Origin of the sequence: Chromobacterium indicum (genome assembly GCF_039708975.1) — a bacterium.
Lineage (GTDB): Bacteria > Pseudomonadota > Gammaproteobacteria > Burkholderiales > Chromobacteriaceae > Chromobacterium > Chromobacterium piscinae.
This window is the reverse complement of sequence record NZ_JAYFSJ010000013.1, coordinates 97,219-124,069: the sequence shown is the minus strand read 5'-3', so window position 1 is coordinate 124,069 and position 26,851 is coordinate 97,219. Positions and strand designations below refer to the sequence as shown.

The window sequence follows — 26,851 nt, the reverse complement described above, 5'->3', positions numbered from 1 at the left end:
GGGCCCGCCCCGGAGTCAGGCGTCCTCGCCGGCCAGAACCGAGGCCAGCATAGCCACGCCGTTGTGCTGCTGAAGCGGATCGTAGAAGCTGAAGTTGAGCCGCATCGCATTCAGCCGAGGCTGGCTGTCGCGGAAGAACAGCGGCGCCGGCGCGAAGTGGATGCCTTGTTGCATCGCGGCCGGCAGGCGGGCGCGGCAGTCGCTTCCTTCCGGCAATTCCAGCCACAGGAAGTAGCCGCCCTGGGGAGTGATCTGGCGGGTGCCGGCGGGCAGCTGGACCGACAGCTGCTGGCTCAGCGCCAGCCAGTTGGCCTGCAGCCGGCTGCGCAGCAGGCTGAGCATGTCCTCGTGCTGGCCGCCGGACAGCAGCCGGGCCAGCGCCATCTGGCTGGGCAGCGGCGTGGACAGCGAGCTGCACAGCTTCAGGCCCAGGATGCTGTCGCGGTAGCGGCCGGCGGCGATCCAGCCGACGCGGTAGCCCGGCGCCAGCGATTTGCTGAACGAGGAACAGTACAGCACGCTGCCTTTCTGGTCATAAGCCTTCAGCGGCAAGGGCGCGCTTTCGCCGAAATACAGCTCGCGGTAGGTGTCGTCCTCGATGATGGGCAGGCGGTGGCGGTCGGCCAACGCCAGCAGCGCGGCCTTGTCGTTGTCGCTCATCGTCAGGCCGGTGGGATGCTGGAAATTGGCCATCGCCAGGATGCCGGCCGGCTGGTGCTGGAGGATCAGCTGCTCCAGCCGTTCCAGGTCCAGCGGCTGGCCGGGCGGCGTGGCCAGGGTGTGTACGGTGATGCCCAGCTGGTCCAGCTGGTCGAACAGCGCCGGGAAGGCCGGCGTCAGCACCAGCATCGCCTGGCTGCCGGACAGCTTGGTCACCGCGCGTATCGCCAGGCTCAGCGCTTCCATGCCGCCGCAGGTGACCAGCAGCTCGTCGCCGTCCAGCTCCACGCCCTGGGCCAGATAGCGCAGCGTCAGTTCGCGGCGCAGGCCTTCGTAGCCGGTGCTGGCGTTGCCGGACAGCGCGTAGCGGTAGTCGCGCAGCGCGCGGGTGAGGGCGCGGTTCAGCGGCGTGGTGTTGATCAGCGCCGGGTTCATGTAGGGGCAGCCCCAGGGCATGGGCAGCGCGCTGGTCAGATGTTCGATGCGGATGCCGCTGCCGTCGCTGTTCAGCGGCAGATTGCTGGGCAGCGCGCTGCTGCGAGCCAGCACGCGGAAGCCGGAGCGCGGCAGCGACTCGATCAGCCCCAGTTTTTCCAGCTCGGCGTAGGCGCGCTGCGCGGTGGTGATGCTGATCTTGTGGTCCTGGCATACCTTGCGCAGCGAGGGCATGCGGTCGCCGGCGCGCAGATGGCCCTGCTCTATCGCATGGCGGAAGCGTTGGCTTAATTGGCCGGTTTTGTTCATATATTGTTTTCCTGAGCCGGCTTACTCGCCGATGAAGCTGGATTTTTCCCTTATGGAAACGTCATCATTGAGCGAGCGTATCACGAAGTGGATGCGATGCGAGCCGCGCGGCGCGCTTTCCGGCTCGACTTGGACTCGAACCGGCACGGTCTCGGTCTGGGCGGGATCCACCTCGATCACCTGGCCGGGCTTCTCCATCCGGATGCCGGGCAGGCCCTCCACCGTCACCACGTAGCGTTGAGCCTGCTCGGTGGTGTTGATCACCCGCAGGCTGTAGCGGTTTTGCAGCAGGCCGTCGTCTGATTGCTCCACCAGGCTGGCGCGGTCGCGCAGCACATCCACCTTGAACGGTTTTTTCAGCACCAGAGCGGTGGTGGACAGGGTGATGATGCCGGCCAGCAGGCAGGAATAGATGACGATGCGCGGCCGGTGGAAGGACGGGCCGCTCTTGGCCGGCTTGCCTTGCAGCGCTTCGGCGCTGGTGTAGCGGATCAGCCCGCGCGGCGACTTCAGCTTGTCCATCACCTGGTCGCAGGCGTCGATACAGGCGGCGCAGCCTATGCATTCGTATTGCAGGCCGTTGCGGATGTCGATGCCGGTGGGACAGACCTGCACGCAGATGCCGCAGTCTATGCAGCCCTTGGTCTGCGCTTCGCTCTTTGCCTGGGTCTTGCCGCGCGGCTCGCCGCGCGTGGCGTCGTAGGAGATGACCAGGGTGTGGTCGTCGAACATCGAGCCCTGGAAGCGGGCGTACGGACACATGTGCAGACAGACCTTCTCGCGCAGCACGCCGGCCATCAGCCAGGTGAAGCCGCCGTAGAACAGGGTCCAGAACAAATCCCACGGCCCCATCTGCAGCGTGGCCAGCTCGCGCATCGGCGTGAAGTAGCCGACGAAGGTCAGGCCGGTCCACAGCGAGAACGCGGCCATCACCGCCTGGGTGGAGCCTTTCTTGACGAACTTGCCGACGCTCATCGGCGACGCGTCCAGCTTGCGGCGCGCGTTGTGGTCGCCCTGAATCGCTCTTTCTATCCAGATCATGATCTGGGTGTATACCGTTTGCGGGCAGCTGTAGCCGCACCACAGCCGGCCGGCCAGCGTGGTCCACAGGAACAGCCCCAGCGCCGATACAACCAACAGCGCCGCCAGGTAGATGAAGTCCTGCGGCCACAGGCTGATGCCGAAGATCAGGAAATGATGCTCCGCCAGATTGAAATGCACCGCCTGGCGGCCGTTCCACTGCAGCCAGGGCATGCCGAAGAACGCCAGTTGCGTCAGCACCACCATGCCGACGCGGACATTGTTGAAGCGGCCGCTGGTGAGGCGGGGATGGATCTTGATGGGGATGGGTTTGATTTCAGGCTTGGACATGGCTGCCACCACGCTATGAAGATGGCTATTTTTACTGCTGAGGATCAGTACAAACAATGAACAGGCAATGATGAAAATATCAGTACAGATCCCGCTGTATATTTACAGGAATGGATAGCGTATTGGCATAATCGTCAATGGGCGCAAGCTCAGGACTTCCTGCGAAGAGAGATGTCGCATACAGATTATCCGGAAGGGGGTATCGATGGATGCCAATATGGCCGCGGCGTTCGCGGTGTATCTGGTCGGGACGGCCAGCCCGGGGCCCAGCAATCTGGCCATCATGAGCGTGGCGATGGAGCAGGGGAGAAGCCGGGCCCTGTCGCTGGCGGCGGGCGTGGTGCTGGGCTCGGTTTGCTGGGGCATGTTCGCGGCGATGGGGTTCGCGGCGCTGATGCGCAACAGCTTGCGTTGGCGTGGGGGCTGAAGCTGCTGGGCGGCTTCTATTTGCTATGGCTGGCTTGGCAGTCGGCCAGACAGGCGGCTTGCGCGGCCGACGCGGCGAAAGCCGGGCAGGGATGGGCCGGGCTGTCGCACAAGCAGGCGTTGTTGCGGGGTTTGCTGATGCATCTGGGCAATCCCAAGGCGATCCTGGTCTGGCTGTCGCTGGTGTCGTTGGCGGCGCCCGCCGCGGGCGGCGGCGGGCTGCGCGCTGATCGCCGTCTGCGTGTTCTCAGCCTATGCGCTGCTGTTTTCCGCCGCGGTCGCGTGGCGCGCTTACCTGAGATCGAGGCGTTGGCTGCATGGCGCGCTGGCGCTGGCGTTCGCCTGGGCGGGCGTCAGGATGCTTAGGGGAGTGAAGGGCGGGTCGGCGGCGCCTGCTTTCGACGCGCGCTGGATTGTCCTCAGGGCTCCTGGCGGTTGGCGCCGGCCTGCACGGCCGAGAAGTGGTTGACCACATCGGCCAGCTGCGAGGTGCTGTTGCGTATCTGCTCGATCGAGTTGCTGGCCTCGCTGGCGTGTTCCTCGCCTTTCTGCGCTTTCACCAGCATTTCGTGAATGCTCTCGGTGGCGTTGCCGGTGCCGTTCTTGATGTCGTCTATCATCTCCGTCACCTCCTTGGTGGAGGAGCTGGTGCGCTCCGCCAGTTTGCGCACCTCGTCGGCCACCACGGCGAAGCCGCGGCCCTGCTCGCCGGCGCGGGCCGCTTCGATCGCCGCGTTCAGCGCCAGCAAGTTGGTCTGGTCGGCGATTTCATGGATGGTGTTGACGATGGTGGTGATGCGATTGGTTTTCTGTTCCAAGTCTTCTATCAGACGCGCCGACTGCCCCGCGCTGTCGGCTATCACGCTCATCGCCTGGATGGTGTCGCGGATCACCTGCTGGCCGTCGTTTGACGCGCTGTCCGACGCCGCCGACAGCCGGTGCGCTTCCTGCACCAGGCGCAGGTCTTGCTGGCGCGCGGTTTCCTGATTAGTGATGTCGGTGGCGAACTTGATGACCTTGAATACCACGCCATCGTCGTCGAAGATCGGATTGTAGCTGGCCTCCAGCCAAATCGGCCGGCCCGACTTGTGCAGGCGCTCGAACCTGCCGCTGACGAACACGCCTTGTTTCAGCTGTGTCCACAGATGTTCATAGGCGGGGCTGTGCACGAAGTCGGCGGGGCAGAAGATTTTGTGATGTTTGCCGATGATTTCCTCGGCGGTATAGCCTGTGGCGCCGAGAAAATTGGCGTTGGCAGTCAGTATGGTGCCCTCGGGGGTGAATTCGATGACGGCCATTGAGCGCTCGACGGCTTTCATGATGTTTCTCGCCTCATGGGCGAGCTTGACCTCCTGGGTGACGTCCAGCGCGAACTTGATCACTTTGACCACCTGGCCCTGCTTGTCGCAGACCGGGTTGTAGCTGGCCTCCAGCCAGACGGTGCGACCATCCTTGGCGATGCGCCTGAACTGATCCTTGATGATGCCCCCTGTCCGCAACACATGCCAAAAGGCCTTGTATTCCTGGCTGGCCGCGAATTGCGGTAGGCAGAACATTCTATGGTGTTTGCCGACGATTTCCTCGGCGCTATAGCCCATGGTCTGCTCGAAATTGGCATTGGCGGAGAGAATGATGCCGTCCGGACTGAATTCTATGATGGCGGTCGATTGGTTCAGCGCATCCAGCACGTTTTTTTGATTTTCCAGTTGCGTCAGGGCGTCGTTCAACGCGGATTTCAGTTTTTGATCGAACATCGTGGCATCCTCGCGGGATAGGGATGGTCGGGAGGGTAAGTGCGTTATCGCTTATTTGGTGTATGAAAAATGAGTGAGATTAGTCAAGGGGAGTGTGGGAGGAAGTCTGATTTTGGACGAGAGGCGCGTTGTCGGCTTGTTGGGAAAACGACGCGGCGGCGGCGCGGACCGGTCGCAACTGTCTGGCCATGAGTTCTTGACGGCCGCGATGGCGGCGGCCGCGGCAGGGCTGTGATGCGAGGTGTCGGGGCGCTCAGCGCGTCAGCTGCGGGAACAGCCGGTAAACGCCGTCGACGATGATTTCCACCGATACCGCCGCCAGCAGCATGCCCATTACCCGGTTGACGATATTGATGCCGGTCTGGCCCAGCAGCCGGGACAGCGGCGAAGCCAGCACCAGCGCGCCATAGCAGGTGATGGCCACCAGGAGGCCGCTGACCAGCAGGTAGACCACCTGCAGCCAGGAGTGGGCAGTGCTGGCGTAGATGATCACGGTGGAGATGGTGCCGGGGCCGGTCATCAGCGGGATGGCCATCGGCACCACCGCGATATTGGTCTTGTGGCCGGCTTCCTCCCGTTCCTGCTTGGTGGTCTTGGTCGGCCCGGGCTTGGCGTTCATCAGCGCGATGGCGATCAGCATCACCAGGATGCCGCCGCCCACCTGGAACGAGCCGATGCTGATGCCAAGGAAGCGCAGCAGCGTCTCGCCGACCACGGCGAACAGGCTGAGCACGATGGCGACGGCGATGGCGGTGGTCTTGGCGATTTTCCGCCTTTCCTCCAGGCCGGCGTTGGGCGTCAGGCTGATGAAGATGGGAATGGCGCCCAGCGGATTGACCAGCACCAGCAGGGCGATGAAGATTTTTGCGATTTCGATTTCCATGATGATGGAGCTTACCTGTTAGTTCGATCCACAACATTCGGCGTGGAGACGCAAACAACCATGGTTGCGTCAGGGAAATGGAAATATAAAAAAACCGGCGTCGCCGCCGGTTTCAGCATAGCGGAGCGCCGACGCTCACGCCTTGGCCAGCAAACGCTCCAGCGTGCGGCGGTAAATGTCGGACAAGGGCTCCACGTCGGCCGTTTCCACGCACTCGTTCAGTTTGTGGATGGTGGCGTTGACCGGGCCGAACTCCACCAGCTCGCGCGCGATGCGCTTGATGAAGCGGCCGTCGGACGTGCCGCCGGTGGTGGACAGCTCGGCCTTGGCGTCGGCTACTTCGGCGATGGCAGCGCTCAAGGCTTCCGTCAGCGCGCCGGGCGGCGTGATGAAGGGCTGGCCGGACAACTGCCAATGCAGTTCGTAAGCCAGGCCGTGCTTGTCCAGTATCCGGCAGACCCGTTCCTTCAGGCTGTCCGCCGGGCTTTCCGGCGAGAAGCGGAAATTGAACAGCAGCTCGCAGTGGCCGGGGATGACGTTGGTGGCGCCGGTGCCGGCCTGGATGTTGGACACCTGCCAGCTGGTGGGCGGAAAGAAGGCGTTGCCGTCGTCCCAGCGGGTGGAGGCCAGCTCTGCCAGCGCCGGCGCCATCAGGTGGATGGGGTTTTTCGCCAGTTGCGGATAGGCGATATGGCCCTGGATGCCGTGCACCACCAGCCGGCCCGACAGCGAGCCGCGGCGGCCGTTCTTGACGGTGTCGCCCAGGCGCTGCTCGGACGTCGGCTCGCCGACGACGCAGTAGTCTATCGTTTCGCCGCGCGCTTCCAGCGCGTCGACTACCTTCACCGTGCCGTCCACCGCCACGCCTTCCTCGTCCGAGGTGATCAGCAGCGCCAGCGAGCCATCATGGTCCGGATGCTCGGCGACGAAGCGCTCGCAGGCGGTGACGAAGGCGGCCAAGGACGCCTTCATGTCGGCGGCGCCGCGGCCGTACAGCAGGCCGTTGCGGATGGTGGGCTCGAACGGCGGACTGTCCCATTTTTCCAGCGGGCCGGAGGGCACCACGTCGGTATGGCCGGCGAAGCAGAACACCGGGCCGGCGTCGCCCCTGCGCGCCCAGAAGTTGTCCACGTCGCCATGGCGCATCTTCTCCACCTTGAAGCCGATGGCCTCCAGGCGGTCTATCATCAACGCTTGGCAACCTTCGTCGCGCGGGGTGACGGAATCGCGGCGGATCAGCTCGCGGGCGAGATCCAGCGTCGCGCTCATAGGCCGAAGCGCTCCGCCCAGTCGGCTTCGGAGAAGCCGACGCCGACCTTGCCGTTCAGGTCCAGCACCGGGCGCTTGATCACGGAAGTCTGCTCCCGCATCAGCGCGACAGCGCCGTCCGGCGTGTCGGCGGCGGCCTTGGCTTCATCCGGCAGCGCGCGCCAGGTGGTGCCCTGGCGGTTGACCAGCTTGGCCAGCGGCACCTGGGCGGTCCAGGCCTGCAGGCGCTCGGCGTCTATGCCCTGTTTCTTGAAGTCGTGGAAGATGTAATCGATGCCGTTGTCGGCCAGCCATTGCCGGGCCTTCTTCACGGTGGTGCAGTTGGGGATGCCGTACAGGGTAATCATCGGGTGGGTTTACAGGTCCAGTTTGATGCTGTCGAAGCCGGCCGCGCTGGCGGGGCCGGATTTGCCTTTGCCGCTCTCCTTCGACTGATTGACCAGCCAATACAGATTGGTGGGAGAGTCGGCGTTTTTCAGCGCTTCGTCCAGGCTGATCCGTCCGGCCTGGTAGAGCTGGAACAGCGCCTGTTCGAAAGTCTGCGCGCCATCGCTCATGCTGCTTTCGATGGCCTCCTTGATTTTGTCCATCTCTCCGCCGCGAATCAACTCCGAAATGTGCGGCGTGTTGATCAGCAGCTCCAGCGCCGGGGCGCGGCCGCCGTCCAGCGTCGACACCAGGCGCTGCGAGATCACCGCGCGCAGCGAGGCCGACAGGTCCATCAGCAGCGCGCCCCTGGCCTCGGGCGGGAAGAAGTTCATCACCCGGTTCAGCATGTGGTAGCTGTTGTTGCCGTGCAGCGTGGAGATGCACAGATGGCCGGACTGGGCGTAGGTGATGGCGTGGCCCAGCGTTTCCGGATCGCGGATCTCGCCTATCATCAGCACGTCCGGCGCCTCGCGCATCGCGTTCTTTAGCGCCCGCGTGTAGGACAGTGTGTCGAAGCCGATCTCGCGCTGGTTGACGATGGATTGGTCGTGGCGGAACAGGAATTCGATCGGGTCCTCGATGGTGAGGATGTGGCCCTTGGTGCTGCGGTTGCGCGCCTGCAGCATCGCCGCCACCGTCGAACTCTTGCCAGAGCCGGTGGAGCCGACCACCAGGATCAGGCCGCGCTTCAGCTGGATCAGCTCTTCCAGCAGCGGCGGCAGCTCCAGTTCCTCCATGGTGGGGATGCTGGGCAGGATGTAGCGCACCACCATGCCGACCGAGCCGCGCTGCCAGAACACATTGACGCGGAAGCTGCCGAGGCCTGGCACCGGATGGCCCAGGTTCATCTCGCGCTCGCGCTCGAAGACGGCGGCCTCTTCGTCGCTCATCAGGCTGTAGGCCAGTTGCTTGACCATGTCCGGCGTCAGCGGCTTTTCGTTGACCGGCGCCAGCTCGCCGCCCAGTTTCAGCATCGGCGGGGAAAAGCTGGTCAGGAACAGGTCGCTGGCTTTTTTTTCGGCCATCAGCTTGAAGAACGGCAACATCAGCATGGAGCGCTCCGACAGGACGGGGTGTCGATTCAGTTTAGCCGTCCGGCGCGGGCTTGCGGTTGTTCTGGATAAAACAAAACGCCGCCCCAAAGGGCGGCGTTGCATGGATGCCGGCGGATGATCAGGCCGGCTTGGCGGTTTCCTGGTCGCGCAGCGCGCGGCGCAGGATCTTGCCGACGTTGGTCTTGGGCAGCTCGGTTCGGAACTCCACCAGCTTGGGCACCTTGTAGCCGGTGAGGTTCTCGCGGCAGTAGCGGATGATGTCCTTGTCGGTGAGGGCGGGGTTCTTCTTCACCACGAATACCTTGACCACTTCGCCGGACTTGTCGTCCGGCACGCCGATGCAGGCCACTTCCAGCACGTCCGGATGGCCGGCCACCACGTCTTCGATCTCGTTCGGATAGACGTTGAAGCCGGACACCAGGATCATGTCCTTCTTGCGGTCCACCAGTTTGACGTAGCCTTCCGGGGTGATCACGGCCATGTCGCCGGTGGCGAGGAAGCCGTCGTCGCCCAGCACCTTGGTCGTCTCATCCGGCCGCTGCCAGTAGCCGCGCATCACTTGCGGGCCGCGGATGCACAGCTCGCCCTGTTCGCCCATGGCTACCGGCTTGCCTTCGGCGTCGCGGATCTCGATCTCGGTGGAGGGGACCGGCAGGCCGATGGTGCCGTTGTATTCCTTCAGGTCCATCGGGTTGATGCAAGCGGCGGGGCTGGTCTCGGTCAGACCGTAGGCTTCCACCAGCGGCACGCCGGTGACGGCCTTCCACTTGTCGGCCACCGCCTTCTGCACCGCCATGCCGCCACCCAGCGTCAGCCGCCAGCTGGAAAAATTCAGTTTGGAGAATTCCGGATTGTTCAGCAGCGCGTTGAACAGCGTGTTGACGCCGGTGATGCAGGTGATCGGGTATTTGCGCAGTTCCTTGACGAAGCCGGGGATGTCGCGCGGATTGGTGATCAGCACGTTCAGCGCGCCGATCTCGGTGAACACCATCAGGTTCGCGGTCAGCGAGAAGATGTGGTACAGCGGCAGCGCGGTGACGATCACTTCCTGGCCTTCGCGCACCAGCGTGCCTACCCAGGCGCTCGCCTGAAGCATGTTGGCGACGATGTTCCGGTGCAGCAGCACCGCGCCCTTGGCCACGCCGGTGGTGCCGCCGGTATACTGCAGGAAGGCGATGTCGTCGTGGGTTAGCGCCACCTTGTCGTAGGGTTTGGCCGCGCCGATGGACAGCGCGTCGTTGAAGCGGATGTGGCCGGGGATGTGCCAGGGCGGCACCATCTTCTTGACCTTGCGCACCACGAAGTTCACCAGCGCGCCCTTGAAGACGCCCAGCATCTCGCCGATGGAGGCGATCACCACGTTCTTCACCTGGGTGCGCGGCAGCACCTGCTCCAGCACGCCGGCGAAGTTCTCCAGGATGACGATGGTTTCCGCGCCGGAGTCCTTCAGCTGGTGCTCCAGCTCGCGGGGGGTGTACAGCGGGTTGACGTTGACCACCGCGCCGCCGGCGCGCAGCGTGCCGAACACGGCGATCGGGTATTGCAGCAGATTGGGCATCATCAGCGCGACGCGGTCGCCTTTTTTCAGGCCCAGCCTGTGTTGCAGGAAAGAGGCGAATCGGCCGCTGAGCGCGTCCAGCTCAGCATAGCTGAGCACCTTGTCCATGCAGGCCATCGCCGGCCGGCCGCTGAATTTCTTGACGCTGCGGTCGAACACCTCGGTTACCGACTGGAACTGGTTGATGTCGATCTCGTGGGCGACGCCGGGCTGGTAGTTTTTGAGCCACACCTTATCCATAAATCCGGGTTTCTCCGTCGTGCGGGTTTTAGCGAGCTTCGCCGCGGCGGGCGCGGACGAGCGTTTTTGCGAGTCGCTATTTAATAGTTGTTGTTGTCGGCCTGAAGGCCATTGCGATCAAACCGGAGTTTGATTCGCGGTAATGTATCGCAACTGAAATCGTCTCGCAAAGTTGTCTGGCATGCGGCGGCCTCCGCCCCGGGGGCGGGCGGCCGCGCCGGTTTTCTTTTTTGCGGAAATAGGTTACAATCGCAGCGGTTAGGGATGGGCGTTTCGCCCATTTTTTATTTGTGGAAAAAGCAATGGATGTTCGTTTGCTGCTGGAAAACACCCTGCAGGGTCTGGGCTATGAGCTCGTCGATTTCGAAATGACCCAAGGTGGAGGTTTCCGCGTATTTATCGATAAACCCGGTGGCATCACCGTGGAAGACTGCGTGCTGGTGAGCAATCACCTGACTCGGCTGTTCATGGTCGAGAACGTGGATTACGAGCGTTTGGAAGTGTCTTCGCCGGGCCTGGATCGCCCGCTGAAGAAGGAGGCCGATTTTGTCCGCTTCTCCGGTCAGCTCGCCAAGATCAAGACGCGGATGCCGATCGAGCAGCAGAAGAAATTTACCGGTCGTCTTGCCGGGGTCGAGGACGGCTCCGTGAAGCTGGATGTGGATGGCCGCATCGTGGAGATTCCGTTCGCCAACATCGACAAGGCTCGTATCGAGCCTGAGTTTTGATGTCTGGACGGCGATAGCCCGCGCTAAAGGACAAAATTCGGAGAGGAATGCATGAGTCGCGAGATTTTGTTGCTGGTGGATGCCCTGGCGAGCGAAAAGAATGTCAGCAAGGATGTGGTGTTCTCCGCCCTTGAGATGGCGCTTGCCTCGGCCACCAAGAAGAAGTTTACCGATGACGAGATGGACGTGCGCGTCGAAATCGACCGCCACACCGGGCAATACCAAACCTTCCGCCGCTGGACGGTGGTGGAAGACGAGCTGTTGGAATCCGAAAGCCGGGAACTCGGCCTGATCGACGCGCGCGACCGCGATCCGCGCATCGAGCTGGGCGCCGTCATCGAAGAGCAGATGGAGGCCGTAGAGTTCGGCCGCATCGGCGCGCAGACCGCCAAGCAGGTGATCCTGCAGCGCATCCGCGATGCCGAGCGCGAACAGCTGCTGAACGAATTCCTGCAGCGCCGCGAGCATCTGGTGATCGGCACCATCAAGCGCATCGAGCGCGGCAATGCCATCGTCGAGTGCGGCAAGCTGGAAGCCGTGCTGCCGCGCGATCAGATGATTCCGAAGGAAAACCTGCGCGTGGGCGACCGCGTCAAAGCCTACCTGCTGCGCATCGATCGCCAGGGCCGCGGCCCGCAGCTGATCCTGTCGCGCACCGCGCCGGAATTCCTGGTCAAGCTGTTCGAGCTGGAAGTGCCGGAGATCGAGGAAGGCATGCTGGAAATCCGCGCCGCCGTGCGCGATTCGGGCATGCGCGCCAAGATCGCGGTCAAGGCCAACGACGCCCGCATCGATCCGCAGGGCACCTGCATCGGCATGCGCGGTTCCCGCGTCCAGGCCGTGACCCAGGAGCTGGCGGGCGAGCGCGTCGACATCGTGTTGTGGGCGCCGGAACCGGCCCAGTTCGTGATCAACGCGCTGTCGCCGGCCGAAGTGAGCCGCATCATGGTTGATGAAGACAATCACAGCATGGATGTGGTCGTCGAGGAAGAGCAGCTGGCGCTGGCCATCGGCCGTAGCGGCCAGAACGTCAAGCTCGCCGCCGAGCTGACCGGCTGGTACCTCAACATCATGACCGTGACCGAGGCTGAAGAGAAGCACCTGGCCGAGGACGCCGCGTTGCGCCAGCTGTTCGTCAGCGCGCTCAGCGTGGACGAAGACACCGCCGCCAAGCTGGTGGCAGAGGGCTTCGCCGCGCTGGAAGAAGTGGCCTATGTGCCGTTGGAAGAAATGCTGGAAATCGAAGGCTTCAACGAGGAGCTGGTGGGCGAGCTGCGTAGCCGCGCCCGTGATGCGCTCCTGACGCAGGCCATCGCGTCCGAAGAGCAGGTCGAAAATGTATCCGACGACCTGAAGGACGTTGAAGGCCTGGATGCCGAGCTGGTTCGCAAGCTGGCCGCAGGCGGTGTGGCCACCCGCGACGATCTGGCCGACCTGGCCGTTGACGATCTGGTGGACATGACCGGCATGGAAGCGGAAGCTGCACGCGCAATCATCATGAAGGCGCGCGAACACTGGTTCAACCAGTAAGGCTTTCTCGGGAAGTATTTACGGAATTTGGGAAGACGCATGGTTTTGACGAATGTAAAACAATTTGCCGGTGAGATGAATCTCACGCCGGAACGCCTGCTGGAACAGCTGAAGGCAGCCGGAGTGAGCAAGCGCTCGCCGGATGACACCCTATCGGCGCAAGACAAGTCCCAGCTCCTGGACTACCTGAAACGTTCGCACGGCGCGCGCGAGGACTCCAACATCACCCTGACTCGCAAGTCGACTTCCGAAGTGAAGAAGGCTGACGGCAGCACCGTGACGGTTGAGACTCGCAAGAAGCGCGTGGTGGCCCGTCCGGATGACGCGCCGCGAGCCGAGGCTGCCAAGCCGGCCGAGCCGGCGCCTGTCGCCGCCGCGCCGGTGGAGGCCAAGCCGGAACCGAAGCCGGAGCCGAAGGTCGAGGCCAAGCCGGAACCGAAGCCGGAACCGAAGGTCGAGGCCAAGCCCGAGCCTAAGCCGGAAGCCAAGCCTGAGCCGAAACCGGTCGCCGCGCCGGCGCCGCGCACCGTAGCCTCCATCCTGTCGCCGGAAGAAATCGCCGCTCGCGAAGCGGAAGAGAAGCGCCAAGCCGCTTTCCGTGCCCGCCAGGAAGCGCTGATGCGCGAAAAGATCGAGCGCGAAGAGCGCCGCCAGGCCGCCAAGCTGGCCGCGTCGCAGCCGGCGCCCGCGCCGACTCCGGCTCCGGTCGCAGAGCCGCAGCGCGAAGAGCGCCGCGCCGCGCCGGCTGGCGATCGCAATGCCCGCCCGGCCGGTGATCGCGGTCCGCGCCCGGCAGGCGACAACCGCGGCCCGCGCCCGGCAGGCGCCGGCGATCGCGGTCCGCGTCCGGCAGGCGACAGCCGCGGCCCGCGTCCCGCAGGCGACAATCGCGGCCCGCGTCCGGCAGGCGCCGGCGATCGTGGTCCGCGTCCGGCTGGCGACAGCCGCGGCCCGCGTCCGGCTGCTGCCGGCGTTCCTGGCGCTCCCGTTGTTCCGGCTACCGTTGCCGGACGTCCGGATGCCAAGAAAGGCGGCGGCAAGAAGGGCGGCGATCGCAACTGGGACGACAAGAAGAAGGGTGGCCGCGGTCTGAAGACCAAGGGCGGCGACGCCGGCAACGACTGGAAGTCGCGCGGCAAGGGCCGGCACAAGCAAGGCAACAACCAGCATGCCTTCCAGGCGCCGACCGAACCCATCGTGCATGAGGTTCTGGTGCCGGAAACCATCACCGTGGCCGAATTGGCTCACCGCATGGCCGTCAAGGCCGTGGAAGTGATCAAGACGCTGATGAAGATGGGCATGATGGTCACCATCAACCAGGTGCTGGACCAAGAAACCGCGCTGATCGTGGTTGAGGAAATGGGCCACATCGGCAAGGCCGCCCAGGCGGACGATCCGGAAGCCTACCTGGAAGTGACCGGCGGCGAGACCATCGAAGTGGTTGAGCGTCCGCGCTCCCCGGTAGTGACCGTGATGGGCCACGTCGACCACGGCAAGACCTCGCTGCTGGACTACATCCGCCGCGCCAAAGTGGCGGCGGGCGAAGCCGGCGGCATTACCCAGCATATCGGCGCCTACCACGTGGAAACCCCGCGCGGCATGGTGACCTTCCTGGACACCCCGGGCCACGAAGCGTTTACCGCGATGCGTGCCCGCGGCGCCAAGGCCACCGACATCGTGGTGCTGGTGGTGGCTGCCGACGACGGCGTGATGCCGCAAACGATCGAAGCGATTCACCACGCCAAGGCGGCCAAGGTGCCGATGGTGGTGGCGGTCAACAAGATCGACAAGCAGGGCGCCAATGTCGAGCGCATCCGCCAGGAACTGGTATCGCATGAAGTGGTGCCGGAAGACTGGGGCGGCGACACCCAGTTCGTCGAAGTGTCCGCTAAAATGGGCACCAATATCGACGGACTGCTGGAAGCCATCCTGCTGCAAGCTGAATTGCTGGAGCTGAAGGCTCCGGTGGAGAGCCTGGCCAAGGGCATCATCGTCGAGGCCCGCCTCGACAAGGGCCGCGGTCCGGTCGCCACGCTGCTGGTTCAGTCCGGCACGCTGAAGAAGGGCGATGTGGTGCTGGCTGGCACGTCGTTCGGCCGCGTTCGCGCCATGATGGACGAAAACGGCAAGGCGATCGACTCGGCCGGTCCGGCCATCCCGGTGGAAATCCTGGGTCTGTCCGACGTGCCGCAAGCCGGCGAAGACGCGATGGTGCTGGCCGACGAGAAGAAGGCGCGTGAAATCGCCCTGTTCCGCGCCGGCAAGTTCCGCGACGTGCGTCTGGCCAAGCAGCAAGCCGCCAAGCTGGAGAACATGTTCGCCCAGATGTCCGAGGGCGAGGTGCAGACCTTGTCCGTCATCATCAAGGCGGATGTCCAGGGTTCGTACGAAGCGCTGGCGGGCAGCCTGCAAAAACTGTCCACCGAGGAAGTGCGCGTATCCATCCTGCACTCCGGCGTGGGCGGCATCAGCGAGTCCGACGTCAACTTGGCGATCGCGTCCAAGGCCATCGTCATCGGTTTCAACACCCGAGCCGACGCCGCCGCGCGCAAGCTGGCGGAGAACGAAGGCGTCGACATTCGTTACTACAACATCATTTACGATGCTGTGGACGAGGTGAAGGCCGCGCTGTCCGGCATGCTGGCTCCGGAGAAGAAGGAACAGATCCTGGGCACCGTCGAGATCCGTCAGGTGATCACGGTTTCCAAGGTGGGCAACATCGCGGGTTGTATGGTGACCGACGGCATGATCAAGCGCAGCGCTTCGATCCGCCTGATCCGCAACCACGTGGTGGTGCACACCGGCGAACTGGAATCGCTGAAGCGTTTCAAGGACGACGTGAAGGAAGTGAAGCAGGGCTACGAATGCGGCCTGATGCTGAAGAACTTCAACGACATCCAAGAAGGCGACCAGCTGGAAGCGTTCGAGATCGTGGAAATCGCGCGTTCCCTGTAATCGGGACGCCAGGGGCGGGTGCTTCGTCGGCCGGATGGCCGGTGGGCGCTCGCCTTTTTTGTATTTCGCCACGAAACCCACGAAAAACACGAAAAACGGCAGTGAATGGCGGCGTTGCGTTGCAAGATTGGTTGTGAGCGCGCCCGCGCAACTCGTTGCGCGCAGGAACGATGCTTATATTTCGTGCTTTCCGTGGTTTTCGTGGCTAAAGCGGTTCTGTGGACCGCAAAGCAATGATTGGAAATATCATGGCCAAAGCCAAAAAAGGTTTTTCCCGCTCGGACCGCATCGCCGAGCAGATCCAGCGCGAGCTGGCCGAATTGACCCGCAAGGGCCTGAAGGATCCGCGCGCGGGTTGGATCACCATCACCGCGGTTGAAGTCACCCGCGATTACTCGCACGCCAAGGTGTATTACACGGTGATGGTCGAGAGCACCCGCGAGGCCACCCAGGAAGCGCTGGACAGCTCCGCCGGCTATCTGCGCAACGAGCTGGGCCGCGCCATCAAGATGTTCAGCATGCCGCAGCTGCATTTCGTCTATGACGACTCGGTCGAGCGCGGCATGCACCTGACCAGCCTGATCAACCAAGTGGCGCGCGAAGACGCGGAGAAGTTCGGCGAGCAGGCCGAAGGCGAAGCCGGCGAGGGCAAGGCCGAATGAGCAAGCCGCGCAGCAACCGCCGCCAGATCGATGGCGTGCTGCTGATCGACAAGCCCTACGACATCTCCAGCAATAACGCGCTGCAGAAGGCGCGCTGGCTGTTGAACGCCGCCAAGGCGGGCCATACCGGCGTGCTCGATCCGCTGGCCACCGGCCTGCTGCCGGTGTGCCTGGGCGAGGCTACCAAGTTTTCCTCGTATTTGCTGGATGCCGACAAGGGCTACCGCGCCACGGTGAAGTTCGGCGCGGTGACCACCACCGGCGATATCGAGGGCGAAGTGGTGTCCGAGCGGCCGGTGAGCTTCAGCCGCGAGCAGCTGGAAGCTGTTCTGGAACGCTTCCGCGGCGAAATCAGCCAGGTGCCGCCGATGTATTCGGCGCTGAAGCACCAGGGCAAGCCGCTGTACGAATACGCGCGCGCGGGCATAGAGGTGCCGCGCGAGGCGCGCCAAGTCACCATCCGCAAGCTGGAGCTGCTGTCCTTTGACGGCGTGTCGGCTGAGATCGAGGTGCTGTGCACCAAGGGCACGTATATCCGTACTTTGGGCTGCGACATCGGCGATGCGCTCGGTTGCGGCGCGCATTTGACCGCGCTGCGCCGCACCGCCACTGGCGGCTTTGGCCTGGAGCAGTCCCATGCCTTGGCCGATCTGGAGCTGCTGGACATGCCGGGCCGCGAAGCCTTGCTGATGCCGGCGGACGTGCTGGTGATGCATTTCCCGCAGTTGGAGCTGGCCGATGGCGAGATCGGCAAGTTTCTTCAGGGCCAGCCCGTGCGTTTTGAACAAAAGTGTGAGAAAATGCAGCGTTTCCGGGTTTACCAACAGTCTTCCCGGAAATTCGTGGGGCTGGGCGAGGCTCGCGGCGATGGCCGCCTGCATCCGATCCGGCTCCTGGCGAACCAGGCGGCGACGTCCTGATTCGCCGCTTACCGAAGTGTGGAATGGGTTGGGTCTTCCGGCTCGCCGCACTTGTCGGGTTTTCAAACCCCTATTGAAACGGAGTAATCCAAATGGCAATGACCGCCGCTCAAAAAGCAGAAATCGTCAAGGGCTTCCAACGCGCTGAAGGCGACACTGGTTCGTCCGAAGTTCAAGTTGCCCTGCTGACCGCACGCATCAACGACCTGACCCCGCATTTCAAAGCCAACACCAAAGACCACCACAGCCGTCGTGGTCTGCTGAAGCTGGTTAGCCGTCGTCGCCGTCTGCTGGACTACCTGAAGCGTACCGACGCTGAAGGCTACCGCGCGCTGATCGCTCGTCTGGGCCTGCGCAAGTAATCGGTATACGGTTCTGAAAAAGTCGCAGCTCGCTGCGACTTTTTCACACCGACAGCTGTGCGAGTTCAACTGTCGTGACAACGGGGGGAGCCTCTACAAATTCCGATCATTCTTCAGGTCAGAATTTTTAGGGGTTCCCGTTGTTTTATCTGCTCGCGCATTTTCATCAGTGAACCAAAGATAGGGAAACCCTCGTGTTCAACAAGATCACCAAATCGTTCCAGCTCGGCCGCCAGACCGTCACCCTGGAGACCGGTGAAATCGCCCGCCAGGCGTCCGGTTCCGTAGTCGTTACCGTTGACGACACCGTCGTCATGGTCAGCGTCGTAGGCGGCAAGAACGTCAAGCCGGGCCAGGATTTCTTCCCGCTGACCGTCGACTACCTGGAGCGCACCTACGCCGCAGGCAAGATCCCGGGCGGCTTCTTCAAGCGCGAAGGCAAGCAGTCCGAGAAGGAAGTGCTGACCAGCCGCCTGATCGACCGTCCGATCCGTCCGCTGTTCCCGGAAGGCTTCTACCATGACGTGCAAATCGTCGCCACCGTGCTGTCGCTGAATCCGGAAGTGGATTCCGACATCCCGGCGATGATCGGCGCCTCCGCCGCTCTGGCCATCTCCGGCCTGCCGTTCGCCGGCCCGATCGGCGCCGCCCGCGTCGGCTACGCCAACGGCGAATACATCCTGAACCCGACCAAGACCGAACTGCAAACCTCGCAGATGGATCTGGTCGTCGCCGGCACCCAACGCGCCGTGCTGATGGTTGAGTCGGAAGCCAAGGAACTGCCGGAAGCCGTGATGCTGGGCGCCGTGGTGTTCGGCCACGAGCAGATGCAAGCCGCGATCAAGGCCATCAACGAGCTGGCCGACGAAGTGAACCCGGTGATGTTCGACTGGGCCGCTCCGGTCGCCAACGAAGAGCTGATCGCCCAGATCCGCGGCATCGCCGGCGAGAAGCTGGCCGAAGCCTTCCGCCTGCGCCAGAAGCAAGCCCGCACCGTGGCCATCAACGAAGCTTGGGCCGCGGTCAAGGCCGACCTGATCAACGAAGATACCGACACCCTGAAGGCCAACGAGATCAAGGGCATCTTCAAGGGTCTGGAAGCTGAAATCGTCCGCGGCCAAATCCTGGCCGGCGACGCCCGCATCGACGGCCGCGACACCCGCACCGTGCGTCCGATCAGCATCCGCAGCAACGTGCTGCCGCGCACCCACGGCTCCGCGCTGTTCACCCGCGGCGAAACCCAGGCCATGGTGGTGACCACGCTGGGCACCAAGCAGGACGAGCAGATCATCGACGCGCTGGCCGGCGAATACACCGAGCGCTTCATGCTGCACTACAACTTCCCGCCGTACTCCACCGGCGAAGCCGGCCGCATGGGCCCGCCGAAGCGCCGCGAAATCGGCCACGGCCGCCTGGCCAAGCGCGCGCTGGTCGCCGTGCTGCCGCCGGAAGACGAATTCGGCTACTCGATGCGCGTCGTGTCGGAAATCACCGAATCCAACGGCTCCTCGTCGATGGCTTCCGTGTGCGGCGGCTGCCTGTCGCTGCTGTCCGCCGGCGTGCCGCTGAAGGCGCACGTGGCCGGCATCGCCATGGGCCTGATCCTGGAAGGCAACCGCTTCGCGGTGCTGACCGACATCCTGGGCGATGAAGATCACCTCGGCGACATGGACTTCAAGGTGGCCGGCACCGCTGGCGGCATCACCGCGCTGCAGATGGACATCAAGATCCAGGGCATCACCAAGGAAATCATGCAGGTCGCGCTGGAGCAGGCCAAGGAAGGCCGTCTGCACATCCTGGACCTGATGAAGGAAGCCGTGGACGGCCCGCAAGAGCTGTCCGCCCACGCTCCGCGCCTGTACGTGATGAAGATCAACCCGGAGAAGATCCGCGAAGTGATCGGCAAGGGCGGCGAAACCATCCGCTCCATCACCAAGGACACCGGCTGCGAGATCAACATCGAGGAAGACGGCACCATCACCATCGCTTCGGTCAGCAACGAGGGCGCGGAAGCGGCCAAGAAGCGCATCGAAGAGATCACTGTTGAAGTCGAAGTGGGCAAGGTCTACGAAGGCACCGTGGTCAAGATCCTCGACAACAACGTCGGCGCCATCGTCTCCATCTTGCCGGGCAAGGATGGTCTGGTGCACATTTCGCAGATCGCCAACGAGCGCATCAAGAATGTGTCCGACTACCTGAAGGAAGGCCAAGTGGTGAAGGTCAAGGCCATCGAAATGGACGATCGCGGCCGCATCCGCCTGTCCATCAAGGCCCTGCTGGAAGAAGAAGCGAAAACCGCCCAGGCGACCGCTGATTCCTTCGGCCTGAAGACCCAGTAATCCTTTCCCGCTCTTCGCGAGCGGATCAGGAACGACAAACCCCCGCCTAGGCGGGGGTTTTGTTTTGTCGTTGGGTTGATGAGTGGTTTCGGGCTTCAGGCCACCGCGTACCGCGCCAGGGCGGCGCTTTGCTCGGCCAGCTTGTCTTCCAGCTGCTTGACGTAGAACTGCAGGATGCCGATTTGCTGGTTGTCCGCGCCTTGCTCGCGCAGCATGGCGTTCAGCGCCTGGTCGGCCTGGGTCTTGTGCCCGGCCAGCGCCTGTTCCGCCTCGGTCTTTCGGGCGGCCAGGGCCTGGTTTTGCTGCAGCAGCGGCGTGGCGGCGGTTATCTGGCCCTGAGCCTGCGCCTCGGCTTTCTCCTGCTTGCCCTTTTCCGCCGCGCGCAGCGCCGAGCCGGCGGCGACATGCTTGCCGATTTCGCCCAGGGTGGGGGTGACCAGGGTGCCCAGCACGGCGACGACCTGCTTGGCGGTGCCGGCGGTGGTGGCCGGGTCGAGATAGGCGGTGAGCAGGCCGCCGAGCAGATGGGCGGAGCGTATGCCCAGCGAGGTATAGGTGCCGACTTTCATCGCCGTGTCGTCAGATGCCTTGCAGCGCTTGGCGATGGCGTAGACGGCGTTGCCTATGCTGTCGCCCTCCATCGGCAGGCCGCTGCCGCCGCCGACCTTGCTGCGCCAGTCATGCAGCGCGCAGCAGGCGTCGGCCAGCGCCATGGTGAAGCCGACGCCGGCGAAAGCCAGCAGCGGCGCGCCGGCGCCGCCGGTGAGCACGGTGACGGCGATGGCCGCGCCCAGACCCACCGCCGCGCCGACGAAGCCCAGCGCCTTGACGATGAAGTTGCGCTTGGCCAGGTCCACGCCACAGGACTTGGCCTTGTCGGCCGCTTCCTTGGCGCTTTTATCCAGCTGCGCCAGGTCCGGCGCATCCTGGATCTCGCCAGGGACACGCGGCGGCGAGATGCCGATCTCCTCGCATTGGACGCCGACGCTGTGGGCGCGGCTGGCCGGCTCGTTGGGCTGAACGCCTTGAATCGATGAGCCGGAGATGCGTACTGAAGCTTCCATGCGTTTTCCTTTCCTTGATTCTTTGTCGGGTCAGTGATTCAGCTTGGCCAGCAGGTCTTCGGCGCGCAGGCGCAGCGCGTGATGGCCTGGCTTGTCCGCCTGGCCGTAGCACAGTGCGATGGCGGCATCCAGCGCGTCGCGCGCGCCCTCGATCTCGTCCAGCCGCAGCAGGCATTCGCCGATATGGAAAACGGCGAAGGGGTCGTCAGCCTGCATCGCGGCGGCGTAGCTGAAGAATGCCAGGGCATGATGCAGCTCGCCCTGCTGCTGCAGCGCGCAGGCGAAGGCGAAGTGAAAGCGGCGGTCGCGCGGCTGTTGCAGCACCAGAAAGCCGAAGTCCGAGGTGGCGGCGTCAAGATCGCCGGCGTTCCAGGCGTCGTAGCCGCGCGCGTAGATGGCCTCCAGCGCGGCGGCGTCCAGGCCGCCCAGCGAGGCGAGGCTGCTGCGTCCTTCTATGATGTCGCGGCAATGGCGGGCCAGCGCGTCGTGTTGGGGAGCATGAGCGGCGGGGTGATTCATGCGGGCATTTCCTTGGAGTGGAGGCCCCAGCATGGCGCCGGGCCAGGTTGGCCGCTTTGGCAAAGCGGCTGGGAATTTGGCAAATCGACGGCGAGCAAACCGTAGGCGCAGATGTCATGGCGGCCGTCCGCCAGCCGCAGCATGCCGCGCAGCGTGCCTTCGTGCTGAAAGCCCAGGCTGGCCAGCAGCCGGCGCGAGCGCTGGTTGCCGGACAGCACCCAGGCCTGGACGCGGTGGATGGGCTCGCCCAGCCCGCCGGCGAACAGCCAGGGCAGCAGCGGGGACAGGCATCCGGCCATCAGGCCCCGTCCCCAGAGCGTCGGGCATAGCGTGTAGCTCAGCGTCAGGTGGCCTGCCTGGCGCTCCCAGTCCGTCAGGCGCAACATGCCGGCCAGCCGCTCCTGGCCGGCATGGCGCAGCGCGTAGGCACGCCCTTGGCTGGGCGGAAGCGAACGCGCGGCGTCGAACCAGGTTCGCAGCGCGTCCTCGCCGCCGCTGGCCAGCCCGCAGGGGCCGGCCACCCGGGGATCGACGTAAAGCGCGCGATAGCGCGGGTAGTCCGCGGCGACCAGCTGATCCAGCCGCAGGCCGGCGCCGTTCAATGGCAGCGGTAGCGCAGCCATAGCTCGTCGTCCAGCCGCACCGGCTGGGCGCCTTCGGCCAACATCAGCTCGGCCAGCCGGCGTCGGGTCTGGTCCAGCTTGGGATCGCGCGGAGCGGACAGGATCATGGCGTCGACGTAGCGCAGCGCCGGCACTGCCCGCGTCAAGCGGCGCAGCAGCGTCATCAGCGCCAGCACCGCCTGGCCGTCCGCCGCGGCTGCGGCGAAATCGCACAGGATCAGGCGTTCGTCTTCTTGGCGGTAGGTGAGCGCGTAGCTGCCGGTCTCTATGCGCTGCCCCAGCAGGAAATCGCTGTCCAGAAAGCGCTGCGGCGCCGGGTTCAGGCCTTCGGCCTGGAGAAAGCGGGTGACCTCGTCCATGCTCCGTCTTCCTTACGAGAACCGCACGCTGCTGGCGATGCGCTCATGCGCCTGGTTGAGGGTGCTCAGAATCTCGCGCAGGTCGGACGATACCTTGAGCGCCTTCTCCAGCGTCTCGTCGGAACGCTTGAGCAGCTGCTCGGACAGACCGTGCTGGTAATCGGCCACCGCCTGCTGTTCCTGGGCTTCGCGCGACTGAACGTTGCCGAAGTGCACGCCGACGTTGCCCTGAATGATGCTGTCCGCGCCGCGGCCGATCTGGGAGAAGGCCTCGCTGCCCTTGGCGCCCGCCACGCCGCCCAGGAACTGGGTGACGCCGCCGGCGATCTGCGCCCAGGCCTGGGCGTTTTTCGCCGAGAAGTCCTTCTCGATGGCGTCCATCCGGGTGTTGAACGAGGTTTTTTGCATCTGGAAGGCGTTGTTCTGCTGGGTCTGGTTGTACTGGCGCAGCAGGTCGCGCAGCTTGCCGAACAGCTGGCCCAACTGGACCATCAGGTCGTTGAGCTGGCCGATGGCATCGCCGCCCTGGTCGCCGGCCACGCTGAGCACGGGAGCGCCGCCGCTTACGCCATTGGAAGTGATGGGGGATGTCATGATGCTTCTCCTTGTTTGATCAGGCGATGTTGGCGGCGATGCTGCTGAGCACCGCGCCGGTTTTGAGCTGGCTTTCGGAGCCGCTGGCCAGCGCCTTGCCGGCGCCGTCCATCAGCTGGCCGATGTCTTCGCGCGCGCGTTTCTTCAGCTTGTCGAACTCGTCGAGCATGAATTGCATGAAGTTGCCTTCGGCGATCAGCTGCTGGACGATCTTCTGCAGCTCGGCGCGCTCCTTGGCGATGGCGCCCTGCGCGATGCCGTTGGCGCCTTGCACGCCGCCGGTGACGACCGCCTTGACGACATTGGGCGCGCTCTTCAGGCAAGCGCTGACGGCCGCCTGCACGATCTCGCGCTGCACTTGCTTGACGATCTGGCGAGTCAGTTCCTGCGCCGTGGCTTCGGCGCCGGACTTGAGCGCCTTGGTGGCGACGGTTTCCACGGCCTTGGAGACCATGGTTTCGATCGCCTGCTTGCTGAACGCCTGCAGCAGCTGGCCCTGGCCGAAGAAGCGGGCGGCGGTTTCGCTGAGCTTCTTCGCCACTTCCGAGGCGGTTTTCTCGGCGACTTCCGTGGCGACCTGCTGCGCCACGTTCTTGATCACCTCCTGGGCCACTTCCTTGCCGGCGGCGCCGGAGGCCTGCTTGATGGTGTTCTCCAGCAGCTCGCCGGCGCCTTTCTCCACCACGGTCTTGGTGGTGTTGGCTACCGTCTTGGCCGCCATCACGCCGCGTCCCACGCTGATGAAGTCCACGACCATGCCGGCGATCTCAAACGCCAGCTGCACCTTGCCGGCCACGTCGCCCACTTCCTTGTAGCGCTCGGCGTTCTTGGGATCGATCAGCGCCAGGGTGGAGCACATGGCCTTGACCAGGCCGGCGCAGCCGGCCGCCAGGTCCATCGCGCCGCCGGCCACGCTGTTGGCGGCGCCGGTCAGGCAGCCCACGGCGATCTTGAGGACGCCGCTGACAACTTCGGCGATCGCGACGATCCAGTCGACGATGGCGGAGAAAATGCCGGCCTTTTGCGCCTTCTGCGAGTCTTCTATCGCCTTGTCCACCTGTTTGCGCAGGTCTTCGTTCTGGCGCAGGCGCAGGTTTTCCGCGCCCTGGGTGCGGATTTCCAGCGCCAGGGATTTCAGGTCGGCGCTGTCGCCCAGGGCTTTGACGCCCAGCAGCGAAGCGGCCAGGCTCATCGCCTCCATCGGCGTGCGCTCAAGCTGCGCCAGGGTGATGGGCTTGCCGTTCTCGCGCGGGCCGAACACCGCCAGGATGCGGTTGAGCGCGCCTTCGGCCATGCGCAGCGTCGCGGTTTCGCGCGGCGGGGGCGGGGAATGGAAGTCGCGGGCGGCGTTCGTCTCCCGGCCGCGGGCGTTGGGGGCCGACAGCGGGTCCAGCGCGCCGGCGCCTACGCGCTGGCTGGGCGCGGCGCCGTCGGTTTCCTCCGGGCGGCGCAGGTCGCCGAGCGGGACGGCGGAAAAGGTTTCTGTGATGGAATTCATGCGTGTTCCTCCTTGGGGCATGAGGCGGCTTGTTGCTGTATTTCAGCCTTGAGTTCGGCGTATTCGGGTTTGGCCGCGCACCATTTGAGCGCCGCCGCGAACGCCTTGGCCGCCTGCGGCCGATTGCCGATCAGCTGGTGGCTGAGGCCGGCCAGATAGGCGGAGCGCGGATCGTCCAGGCGCAGCAGGCCGGCCTGGCCGAAGCTGAAGATCGCTTCGGTGTGCTCGCCCAGCCGCTGGCAGCACAGGCCCAGCGACAGCCAGTAATCGAACTGCCAGTGGCTGAGCCGGGCCAGCATCAGGTAGAAGCGCTTGGCCCCGGCGTAGTCGCCGGCGTCGAACAGCTGGCAGGCGTAGGCGTAGACGCGGTCCAGGTCGGCGGGATCCAGGTTCACCAGCGCCTGCAGCGTGCCGCCTTGGGCGAAGAAGTCGCGCACCGTGTCCAGATCGTCTTGCATCGGCGTGTTCTCCATGGCGTTAGCGGATGTTCTGCGAGATGGATTTGTTCATCTCGGCCAGCAGCGACTGCATGCTGTTGATCAGGCTGACGCAGACGTTGTACGACTGCATGGTCTTCTGGATCTGCAGCTGGGCCTGGGTGACGAAGTCGGAGCAGCGGCCGGAGTCGGCTTCCAATGCGCCCTTGATCACGCTGAGCTGGCCCTTGTCCAATCCTCCGGACGCGGCCGCCAGCGTATCGGCGATGTGCTGCATGTGATCCCGGCTGATGTTCTGGTAGCTGCGCTGGCCAACTTCCGGCAGTCCCCAGATGTAGTCGGAGCATTTTTTGCCGTCGACCTTGATGCCTTGCTGGTCCATATAGCTGACGACATCCTGCCAGCTGTCCGACCGCATCCCCTCCGGGCCGGCCTGCGCGATCCGTTCGCGCAGCTTGTCCAGAAAGGCCGTGGCTGGATTGCTCGCTTTCAGGTAGTCGTCGATGGACTTGCCTTCCACCGCGATGTGGTGGTCCTTCAGGTACTGGATCACCTCGGGCGGCAGCGGCGACTTGTCGTCGGCCTTGGCCAGCCGGGAAATGATGGCGTCCACCTGGTTGGCGGCCTGCTGCGAGTCGCGGGCGCGGTCGGCCTTAGCGCTCATCTGGTCGTAGCGGCCCTGGGCCAGGTCGGAAAACAGCGTCATGAACTTGTAGAGCACCGAGATGCCCTGGGACATGATGGAGTCGCCCTGGCCGGCCTTGTTGTCGACGTAGTCCTCGTAGTCGGCCGACGCGGCGACCGGAACGCCGCCGGCAAAGCTGGTTGCGATAGCCATGATGCGTTTCCTTAACGGATGTTCTGGGCGATGGACTTGTTCATTTCCGCCAGCAGCGACTGCATGCTGTTGATCAGGCTGACGCAGACGTTGTACGACTGCATGGTCTTCTGGATCTGCAGCTGGGCCTGGGTGACGAAGTCGGAGCAACGGCCGGAGTCGGCGTCCAGCGCGCCCTTGATCACGTCCAGCTGGCCCTTGTCCAGGCCCTTGCCGTCCGGGTGCCCGATGCTTTTCAGATAGGCCATGATGTCGCTGGTGGAGTTCGTGCCGTCATTCTGCACGGTGATGCTGATGTGGTGGTCTTTCAGGTACTGGATGACTTCGGGCGGCAGATCGCCCTTGTCGTCGGCCTTGGCCAGCTTGGAGATAATGGCGTCCACCTGGTTGGCGGCTTGCTGCGAATTGCGCGCGCGGTCGGCCTTGGCGCTCATCTGGTCGTATTTGCCCTGGGCCAGGTCGGAAAACAGGGTCATGAATTTGTAGAGCACCGAGATGCCCTGGGACATGATGGAGTCGCCCTGGCCGGCCTTGTTGTCGACGTAGTTTTCGTAGTCGCTGGAGCTGGCGATGGGGTTGCTGGTGGCGAAGTTGGTGGCGAAAGACATGGCGTTATCCTCTTTGACGGTTCAGATGAAAGTGCGGCCCAGCTGCGGGCCGGTCTTGCGCGAAGCGGCCGGCTTGCCCGACGCTCCCTCTCCTGCGCGCTTGAGCGACTCCTCAAGCGATTTGAAATTGCCCTGCAAGCTTTCCACGCATTGCGACAGCTTCTGGTTCAGCGGCGCGAGCTCGCCTTGCATGGCGCGGCCCAGGCGGTCCAGGCGCTGGCGGGCCTGGGCGTCCTGCGGCGCGCGGCGCTGCAGGGCGGCGATTTCCTCCTGCAGCGCCTGGAAGGTGCGCAGCTGCTCGCCCAGCCCTTGCTGGCGGTTTTGCAGGTCCTGCATCAAGCTCTGCAGCGGATGGGTCGACGGCTGGTTCATGCGGGCTCCTTTTCTGGAACGGGTGATGTTGGAATCGATGCTAGGCCTGGCCGC

Annotated in this window: 27 protein-coding genes; 9 read left to right on the top strand and 18 right to left on the bottom strand. The window is 64.2% G+C overall.

Annotation, left to right across the window (positions count from 1 at the left end):
- Nucleotides 1-15 precede the first annotated feature (15 nt).
- On the bottom strand, nucleotides 16-1,404 hold the full coding sequence (locus VA599_RS17960; protein WP_021477176.1) for an aminotransferase-like domain-containing protein: 1,389 nt from the start codon (nucleotides 1,402-1,404) through the stop codon (nucleotides 16-18).
- Between the two features lie 21 nt (nucleotides 1,405-1,425).
- Complete coding sequence (gene ccoG / locus VA599_RS17955) at nucleotides 1,426-2,775, bottom strand: cytochrome c oxidase accessory protein CcoG (protein WP_346789861.1); 1,350 nt, start codon at nucleotides 2,773-2,775, stop codon at nucleotides 1,426-1,428.
- A 205-nt stretch (nucleotides 2,776-2,980) separates the two neighbouring features.
- Between ccoG and VA599_RS17950 the strand changes: the two genes are divergently transcribed.
- Together VA599_RS17950 and VA599_RS17945 are read left to right on the top strand one after the other, a co-directional pair.
- Nucleotides 2,981-3,202 (top strand): LysE family transporter, encoded by a 222-nt coding sequence (locus VA599_RS17950; RefSeq protein ID WP_346789859.1) that lies wholly within the window; start codon nucleotides 2,981-2,983, stop codon nucleotides 3,200-3,202.
- On the top strand, nucleotides 3,187-3,567 hold the full coding sequence (locus tag VA599_RS17945; RefSeq protein ID WP_346789858.1) for a LysE family transporter: 381 nt from the start codon (nucleotides 3,187-3,189) through the stop codon (nucleotides 3,565-3,567). Before VA599_RS17950 ends, VA599_RS17945 begins: the two co-directional genes overlap by 16 nt.
- 53 nt (nucleotides 3,568-3,620) lie before the next feature.
- Here the strand turns inward: VA599_RS17945 and VA599_RS17940 are convergent, their stop codons facing one another.
- The 6 genes from VA599_RS17940 to VA599_RS17915 all read right to left on the bottom strand — a co-directional run bounded on the left by VA599_RS17940 (nucleotide 3,621) and on the right by VA599_RS17915 (nucleotide 10,389).
- A complete protein-coding gene (locus tag VA599_RS17940) occupies nucleotides 3,621-4,955 on the bottom strand; it encodes a methyl-accepting chemotaxis protein (RefSeq protein WP_346789856.1) in 1,335 nt (444 codons plus the stop codon).
- Nucleotides 4,956-5,208: 253 nt separating this feature from the next.
- Entirely contained in the window at nucleotides 5,209-5,838 is a 630-nt protein-coding gene (locus VA599_RS17935; RefSeq protein WP_021477172.1) for a MarC family protein, read from the bottom strand.
- Between the two features lie 135 nt (nucleotides 5,839-5,973).
- Entirely contained in the window at nucleotides 5,974-7,107 is a 1,134-nt protein-coding gene (gene dapE, locus VA599_RS17930) for a succinyl-diaminopimelate desuccinylase (RefSeq protein ID WP_104946538.1), read from the bottom strand.
- Nucleotides 7,104-7,454 (bottom strand): arsenate reductase, encoded by a 351-nt coding sequence (locus VA599_RS17925; protein WP_104946539.1) that lies wholly within the window; start codon nucleotides 7,452-7,454, stop codon nucleotides 7,104-7,106. Before VA599_RS17925 ends, dapE begins: the two co-directional genes overlap by 4 nt.
- A gap of 9 nt (nucleotides 7,455-7,463) precedes the next feature.
- Nucleotides 7,464-8,588, bottom strand: a complete 1,125-nt coding sequence (locus VA599_RS17920; RefSeq protein ID WP_346789855.1) for a PilT/PilU family type 4a pilus ATPase — start codon at nucleotides 8,586-8,588, stop codon at nucleotides 7,464-7,466.
- Nucleotides 8,589-8,709: 121 nt separating this feature from the next.
- The gene (locus tag VA599_RS17915; RefSeq protein WP_104946541.1) at nucleotides 8,710-10,389 is read right to left on the bottom strand and encodes a long-chain-fatty-acid--CoA ligase; all 1,680 of its coding nucleotides are present in this window, start codon (nucleotides 10,387-10,389) and stop codon (nucleotides 8,710-8,712) included.
- Nucleotides 10,390-10,691: 302 nt separating this feature from the next.
- On the opposite strand from VA599_RS17915, the gene rimP reads away from it, so the two are divergent.
- The 7 genes from rimP to pnp all read left to right on the top strand — a co-directional run bounded on the left by rimP (nucleotide 10,692) and on the right by pnp (nucleotide 19,885).
- Complete coding sequence (rimP, locus tag VA599_RS17910) at nucleotides 10,692-11,117, top strand: ribosome maturation factor RimP (RefSeq protein WP_021477167.1); 426 nt, start codon at nucleotides 10,692-10,694, stop codon at nucleotides 11,115-11,117.
- A gap of 51 nt (nucleotides 11,118-11,168) precedes the next feature.
- On the top strand, nucleotides 11,169-12,647 hold the full coding sequence (nusA, locus tag VA599_RS17905; RefSeq protein ID WP_021477166.1) for a transcription termination factor NusA: 1,479 nt from the start codon (nucleotides 11,169-11,171) through the stop codon (nucleotides 12,645-12,647).
- 39 nt (nucleotides 12,648-12,686) lie between these two features.
- Nucleotides 12,687-15,602 (top strand): translation initiation factor IF-2, encoded by a 2,916-nt coding sequence (gene infB / locus VA599_RS17900; RefSeq protein ID WP_346789854.1) that lies wholly within the window; start codon nucleotides 12,687-12,689, stop codon nucleotides 15,600-15,602.
- Nucleotides 15,603-15,850: 248 nt separating this feature from the next.
- The gene (rbfA, locus tag VA599_RS17895) at nucleotides 15,851-16,264 is read left to right on the top strand and encodes a 30S ribosome-binding factor RbfA (protein WP_021475824.1); all 414 of its coding nucleotides are present in this window, start codon (nucleotides 15,851-15,853) and stop codon (nucleotides 16,262-16,264) included.
- Entirely contained in the window at nucleotides 16,261-17,184 is a 924-nt protein-coding gene (gene truB, locus VA599_RS17890; RefSeq protein WP_021475823.1) for a tRNA pseudouridine(55) synthase TruB, read from the top strand. The genes rbfA and truB overlap by 4 nt, the downstream gene beginning before the upstream one ends.
- A 92-nt stretch (nucleotides 17,185-17,276) precedes the next feature.
- Nucleotides 17,277-17,546 (top strand): 30S ribosomal protein S15, encoded by a 270-nt coding sequence (gene rpsO, locus VA599_RS17885; RefSeq protein WP_021475822.1) that lies wholly within the window; start codon nucleotides 17,277-17,279, stop codon nucleotides 17,544-17,546.
- Between the two features lie 194 nt (nucleotides 17,547-17,740).
- Complete coding sequence (gene pnp / locus VA599_RS17880; RefSeq protein ID WP_346789853.1) at nucleotides 17,741-19,885, top strand: polyribonucleotide nucleotidyltransferase; 2,145 nt, start codon at nucleotides 17,741-17,743, stop codon at nucleotides 19,883-19,885.
- Nucleotides 19,886-19,980: 95 nt separating this feature from the next.
- On the opposite strand, the gene VA599_RS17875 is transcribed toward pnp, so the two are convergent.
- The 10 genes from VA599_RS17875 to VA599_RS17830 are packed head-to-tail and all read right to left on the bottom strand — an operon-like array spanning nucleotide 19,981 to nucleotide 26,797.
- Nucleotides 19,981-20,949 carry a hypothetical protein gene (locus tag VA599_RS17875; RefSeq protein ID WP_346789852.1) on the bottom strand — a complete coding sequence of 323 codons (969 nt, stop codon included), beginning with the start codon at nucleotides 20,947-20,949 and terminating at the stop codon, nucleotides 19,981-19,983.
- A 30-nt stretch (nucleotides 20,950-20,979) separates the two neighbouring features.
- Nucleotides 20,980-21,468: a SycD/LcrH family type III secretion system chaperone gene (locus VA599_RS17870; protein ID WP_346789851.1), complete on the bottom strand. Its 489-nt coding sequence runs from the start codon at nucleotides 21,466-21,468 to the stop codon at nucleotides 20,980-20,982.
- Nucleotides 21,465-22,091, bottom strand: a complete 627-nt coding sequence (locus tag VA599_RS17865) for a GNAT family N-acetyltransferase (RefSeq protein WP_346789850.1) — start codon at nucleotides 22,089-22,091, stop codon at nucleotides 21,465-21,467. Before VA599_RS17865 ends, VA599_RS17870 begins: the two co-directional genes overlap by 4 nt.
- Nucleotides 22,067-22,450, bottom strand: a complete 384-nt coding sequence (gene sseE, locus VA599_RS17860) for a type III secretion system effector protein SseE (protein ID WP_346789849.1) — start codon at nucleotides 22,448-22,450, stop codon at nucleotides 22,067-22,069. Before sseE ends, VA599_RS17865 begins: the two co-directional genes overlap by 25 nt.
- Nucleotides 22,451-22,462: 12 nt before the next feature.
- Nucleotides 22,463-23,044: a type III secretion system translocon protein SseD gene (gene sseD / locus VA599_RS17855; protein WP_346789848.1), complete on the bottom strand. Its 582-nt coding sequence runs from the start codon at nucleotides 23,042-23,044 to the stop codon at nucleotides 22,463-22,465.
- Between the two features lie 19 nt (nucleotides 23,045-23,063).
- Nucleotides 23,064-24,542: a type III secretion system translocon subunit SseC family protein gene (gene sctE / locus VA599_RS17850; RefSeq protein WP_346789847.1), complete on the bottom strand. Its 1,479-nt coding sequence runs from the start codon at nucleotides 24,540-24,542 to the stop codon at nucleotides 23,064-23,066.
- The gene (locus VA599_RS17845) at nucleotides 24,539-25,000 is read right to left on the bottom strand and encodes a SycD/LcrH family type III secretion system chaperone (protein ID WP_021475289.1); all 462 of its coding nucleotides are present in this window, start codon (nucleotides 24,998-25,000) and stop codon (nucleotides 24,539-24,541) included. The genes sctE and VA599_RS17845 overlap by 4 nt, the downstream gene beginning before the upstream one ends.
- A 19-nt stretch (nucleotides 25,001-25,019) precedes the next feature.
- The gene (locus VA599_RS17840) at nucleotides 25,020-25,817 is read right to left on the bottom strand and encodes a hypothetical protein (RefSeq protein ID WP_346789846.1); all 798 of its coding nucleotides are present in this window, start codon (nucleotides 25,815-25,817) and stop codon (nucleotides 25,020-25,022) included.
- Nucleotides 25,818-25,828: 11 nt separating this feature from the next.
- Nucleotides 25,829-26,425 (bottom strand): type III secretion system translocon protein SseB, encoded by a 597-nt coding sequence (sseB, locus tag VA599_RS17835; protein WP_221664243.1) that lies wholly within the window; start codon nucleotides 26,423-26,425, stop codon nucleotides 25,829-25,831.
- A 21-nt stretch (nucleotides 26,426-26,446) separates the two neighbouring features.
- The gene (locus VA599_RS17830; RefSeq protein WP_231153635.1) at nucleotides 26,447-26,797 is read right to left on the bottom strand and encodes a hypothetical protein; all 351 of its coding nucleotides are present in this window, start codon (nucleotides 26,795-26,797) and stop codon (nucleotides 26,447-26,449) included.
- Nucleotides 26,798-26,851: the final 54 nt, after the last annotated feature.

Bases quoted from the DNA above. Each gene is read 5' to 3' on its own strand.
- dapE (WP_104946538.1), bottom strand. From the start codon at position 7,107: ATGAGCGCGACGCTGGATCTCGCCCGCGAGCTGATCCGCCGCGATTCC.
- VA599_RS17830 (WP_231153635.1), bottom strand. From the start codon at position 26,797: ATGAACCAGCCGTCGACCCATCCGCTGCAGAGCTTGATGCAGGACCTG.
- sctE (WP_346789847.1), bottom strand. From the start codon at position 24,542: ATGAATTCCATCACAGAAACCTTTTCCGCCGTCCCGCTCGGCGACCTG.
- infB (WP_346789854.1), top strand. From the start codon at position 12,687: ATGGTTTTGACGAATGTAAAACAATTTGCCGGTGAGATGAATCTCACG.
- VA599_RS17840 (WP_346789846.1), bottom strand. From the start codon at position 25,817: ATGGCTATCGCAACCAGCTTTGCCGGCGGCGTTCCGGTCGCCGCGTCG.
- rbfA (WP_021475824.1), top strand. From the start codon at position 15,851: ATGGCCAAAGCCAAAAAAGGTTTTTCCCGCTCGGACCGCATCGCCGAG.
- sseE (WP_346789849.1), bottom strand. From the start codon at position 22,450: ATGGACGAGGTCACCCGCTTTCTCCAGGCCGAAGGCCTGAACCCGGCG.
- VA599_RS17935 (WP_021477172.1), bottom strand. From the start codon at position 5,838: ATGGAAATCGAAATCGCAAAAATCTTCATCGCCCTGCTGGTGCTGGTC.
- VA599_RS17845 (WP_021475289.1), bottom strand. From the start codon at position 25,000: ATGCAAGACGATCTGGACACGGTGCGCGACTTCTTCGCCCAAGGCGGC.
- VA599_RS17875 (WP_346789852.1), bottom strand. From the start codon at position 20,949: ATGGAAGCTTCAGTACGCATCTCCGGCTCATCGATTCAAGGCGTTCAG.
- VA599_RS17950 (WP_346789859.1), top strand. From the start codon at position 2,981: ATGGATGCCAATATGGCCGCGGCGTTCGCGGTGTATCTGGTCGGGACG.
- VA599_RS17940 (WP_346789856.1), bottom strand. From the start codon at position 4,955: ATGTTCGATCAAAAACTGAAATCCGCGTTGAACGACGCCCTGACGCAA.
- VA599_RS17870 (WP_346789851.1), bottom strand. From the start codon at position 21,468: ATGAATCACCCCGCCGCTCATGCTCCCCAACACGACGCGCTGGCCCGC.
- truB (WP_021475823.1), top strand. From the start codon at position 16,261: ATGAGCAAGCCGCGCAGCAACCGCCGCCAGATCGATGGCGTGCTGCTG.
- VA599_RS17920 (WP_346789855.1), bottom strand. From the start codon at position 8,588: ATGCTGATGTTGCCGTTCTTCAAGCTGATGGCCGAAAAAAAAGCCAGC.
- rpsO (WP_021475822.1), top strand. From the start codon at position 17,277: ATGGCAATGACCGCCGCTCAAAAAGCAGAAATCGTCAAGGGCTTCCAA.
- ccoG (WP_346789861.1), bottom strand. From the start codon at position 2,775: ATGTCCAAGCCTGAAATCAAACCCATCCCCATCAAGATCCATCCCCGC.
- nusA (WP_021477166.1), top strand. From the start codon at position 11,169: ATGAGTCGCGAGATTTTGTTGCTGGTGGATGCCCTGGCGAGCGAAAAG.
- VA599_RS17925 (WP_104946539.1), bottom strand. From the start codon at position 7,454: ATGATTACCCTGTACGGCATCCCCAACTGCACCACCGTGAAGAAGGCC.
- sseB (WP_221664243.1), bottom strand. From the start codon at position 26,425: ATGTCTTTCGCCACCAACTTCGCCACCAGCAACCCCATCGCCAGCTCC.
- VA599_RS17865 (WP_346789850.1), bottom strand. From the start codon at position 22,091: ATGGCTGCGCTACCGCTGCCATTGAACGGCGCCGGCCTGCGGCTGGAT.
- rimP (WP_021477167.1), top strand. From the start codon at position 10,692: ATGGATGTTCGTTTGCTGCTGGAAAACACCCTGCAGGGTCTGGGCTAT.
- sseD (WP_346789848.1), bottom strand. From the start codon at position 23,044: ATGACATCCCCCATCACTTCCAATGGCGTAAGCGGCGGCGCTCCCGTG.
- VA599_RS17960 (WP_021477176.1), bottom strand. From the start codon at position 1,404: ATGAACAAAACCGGCCAATTAAGCCAACGCTTCCGCCATGCGATAGAG.
- VA599_RS17915 (WP_104946541.1), bottom strand. From the start codon at position 10,389: ATGGATAAGGTGTGGCTCAAAAACTACCAGCCCGGCGTCGCCCACGAG.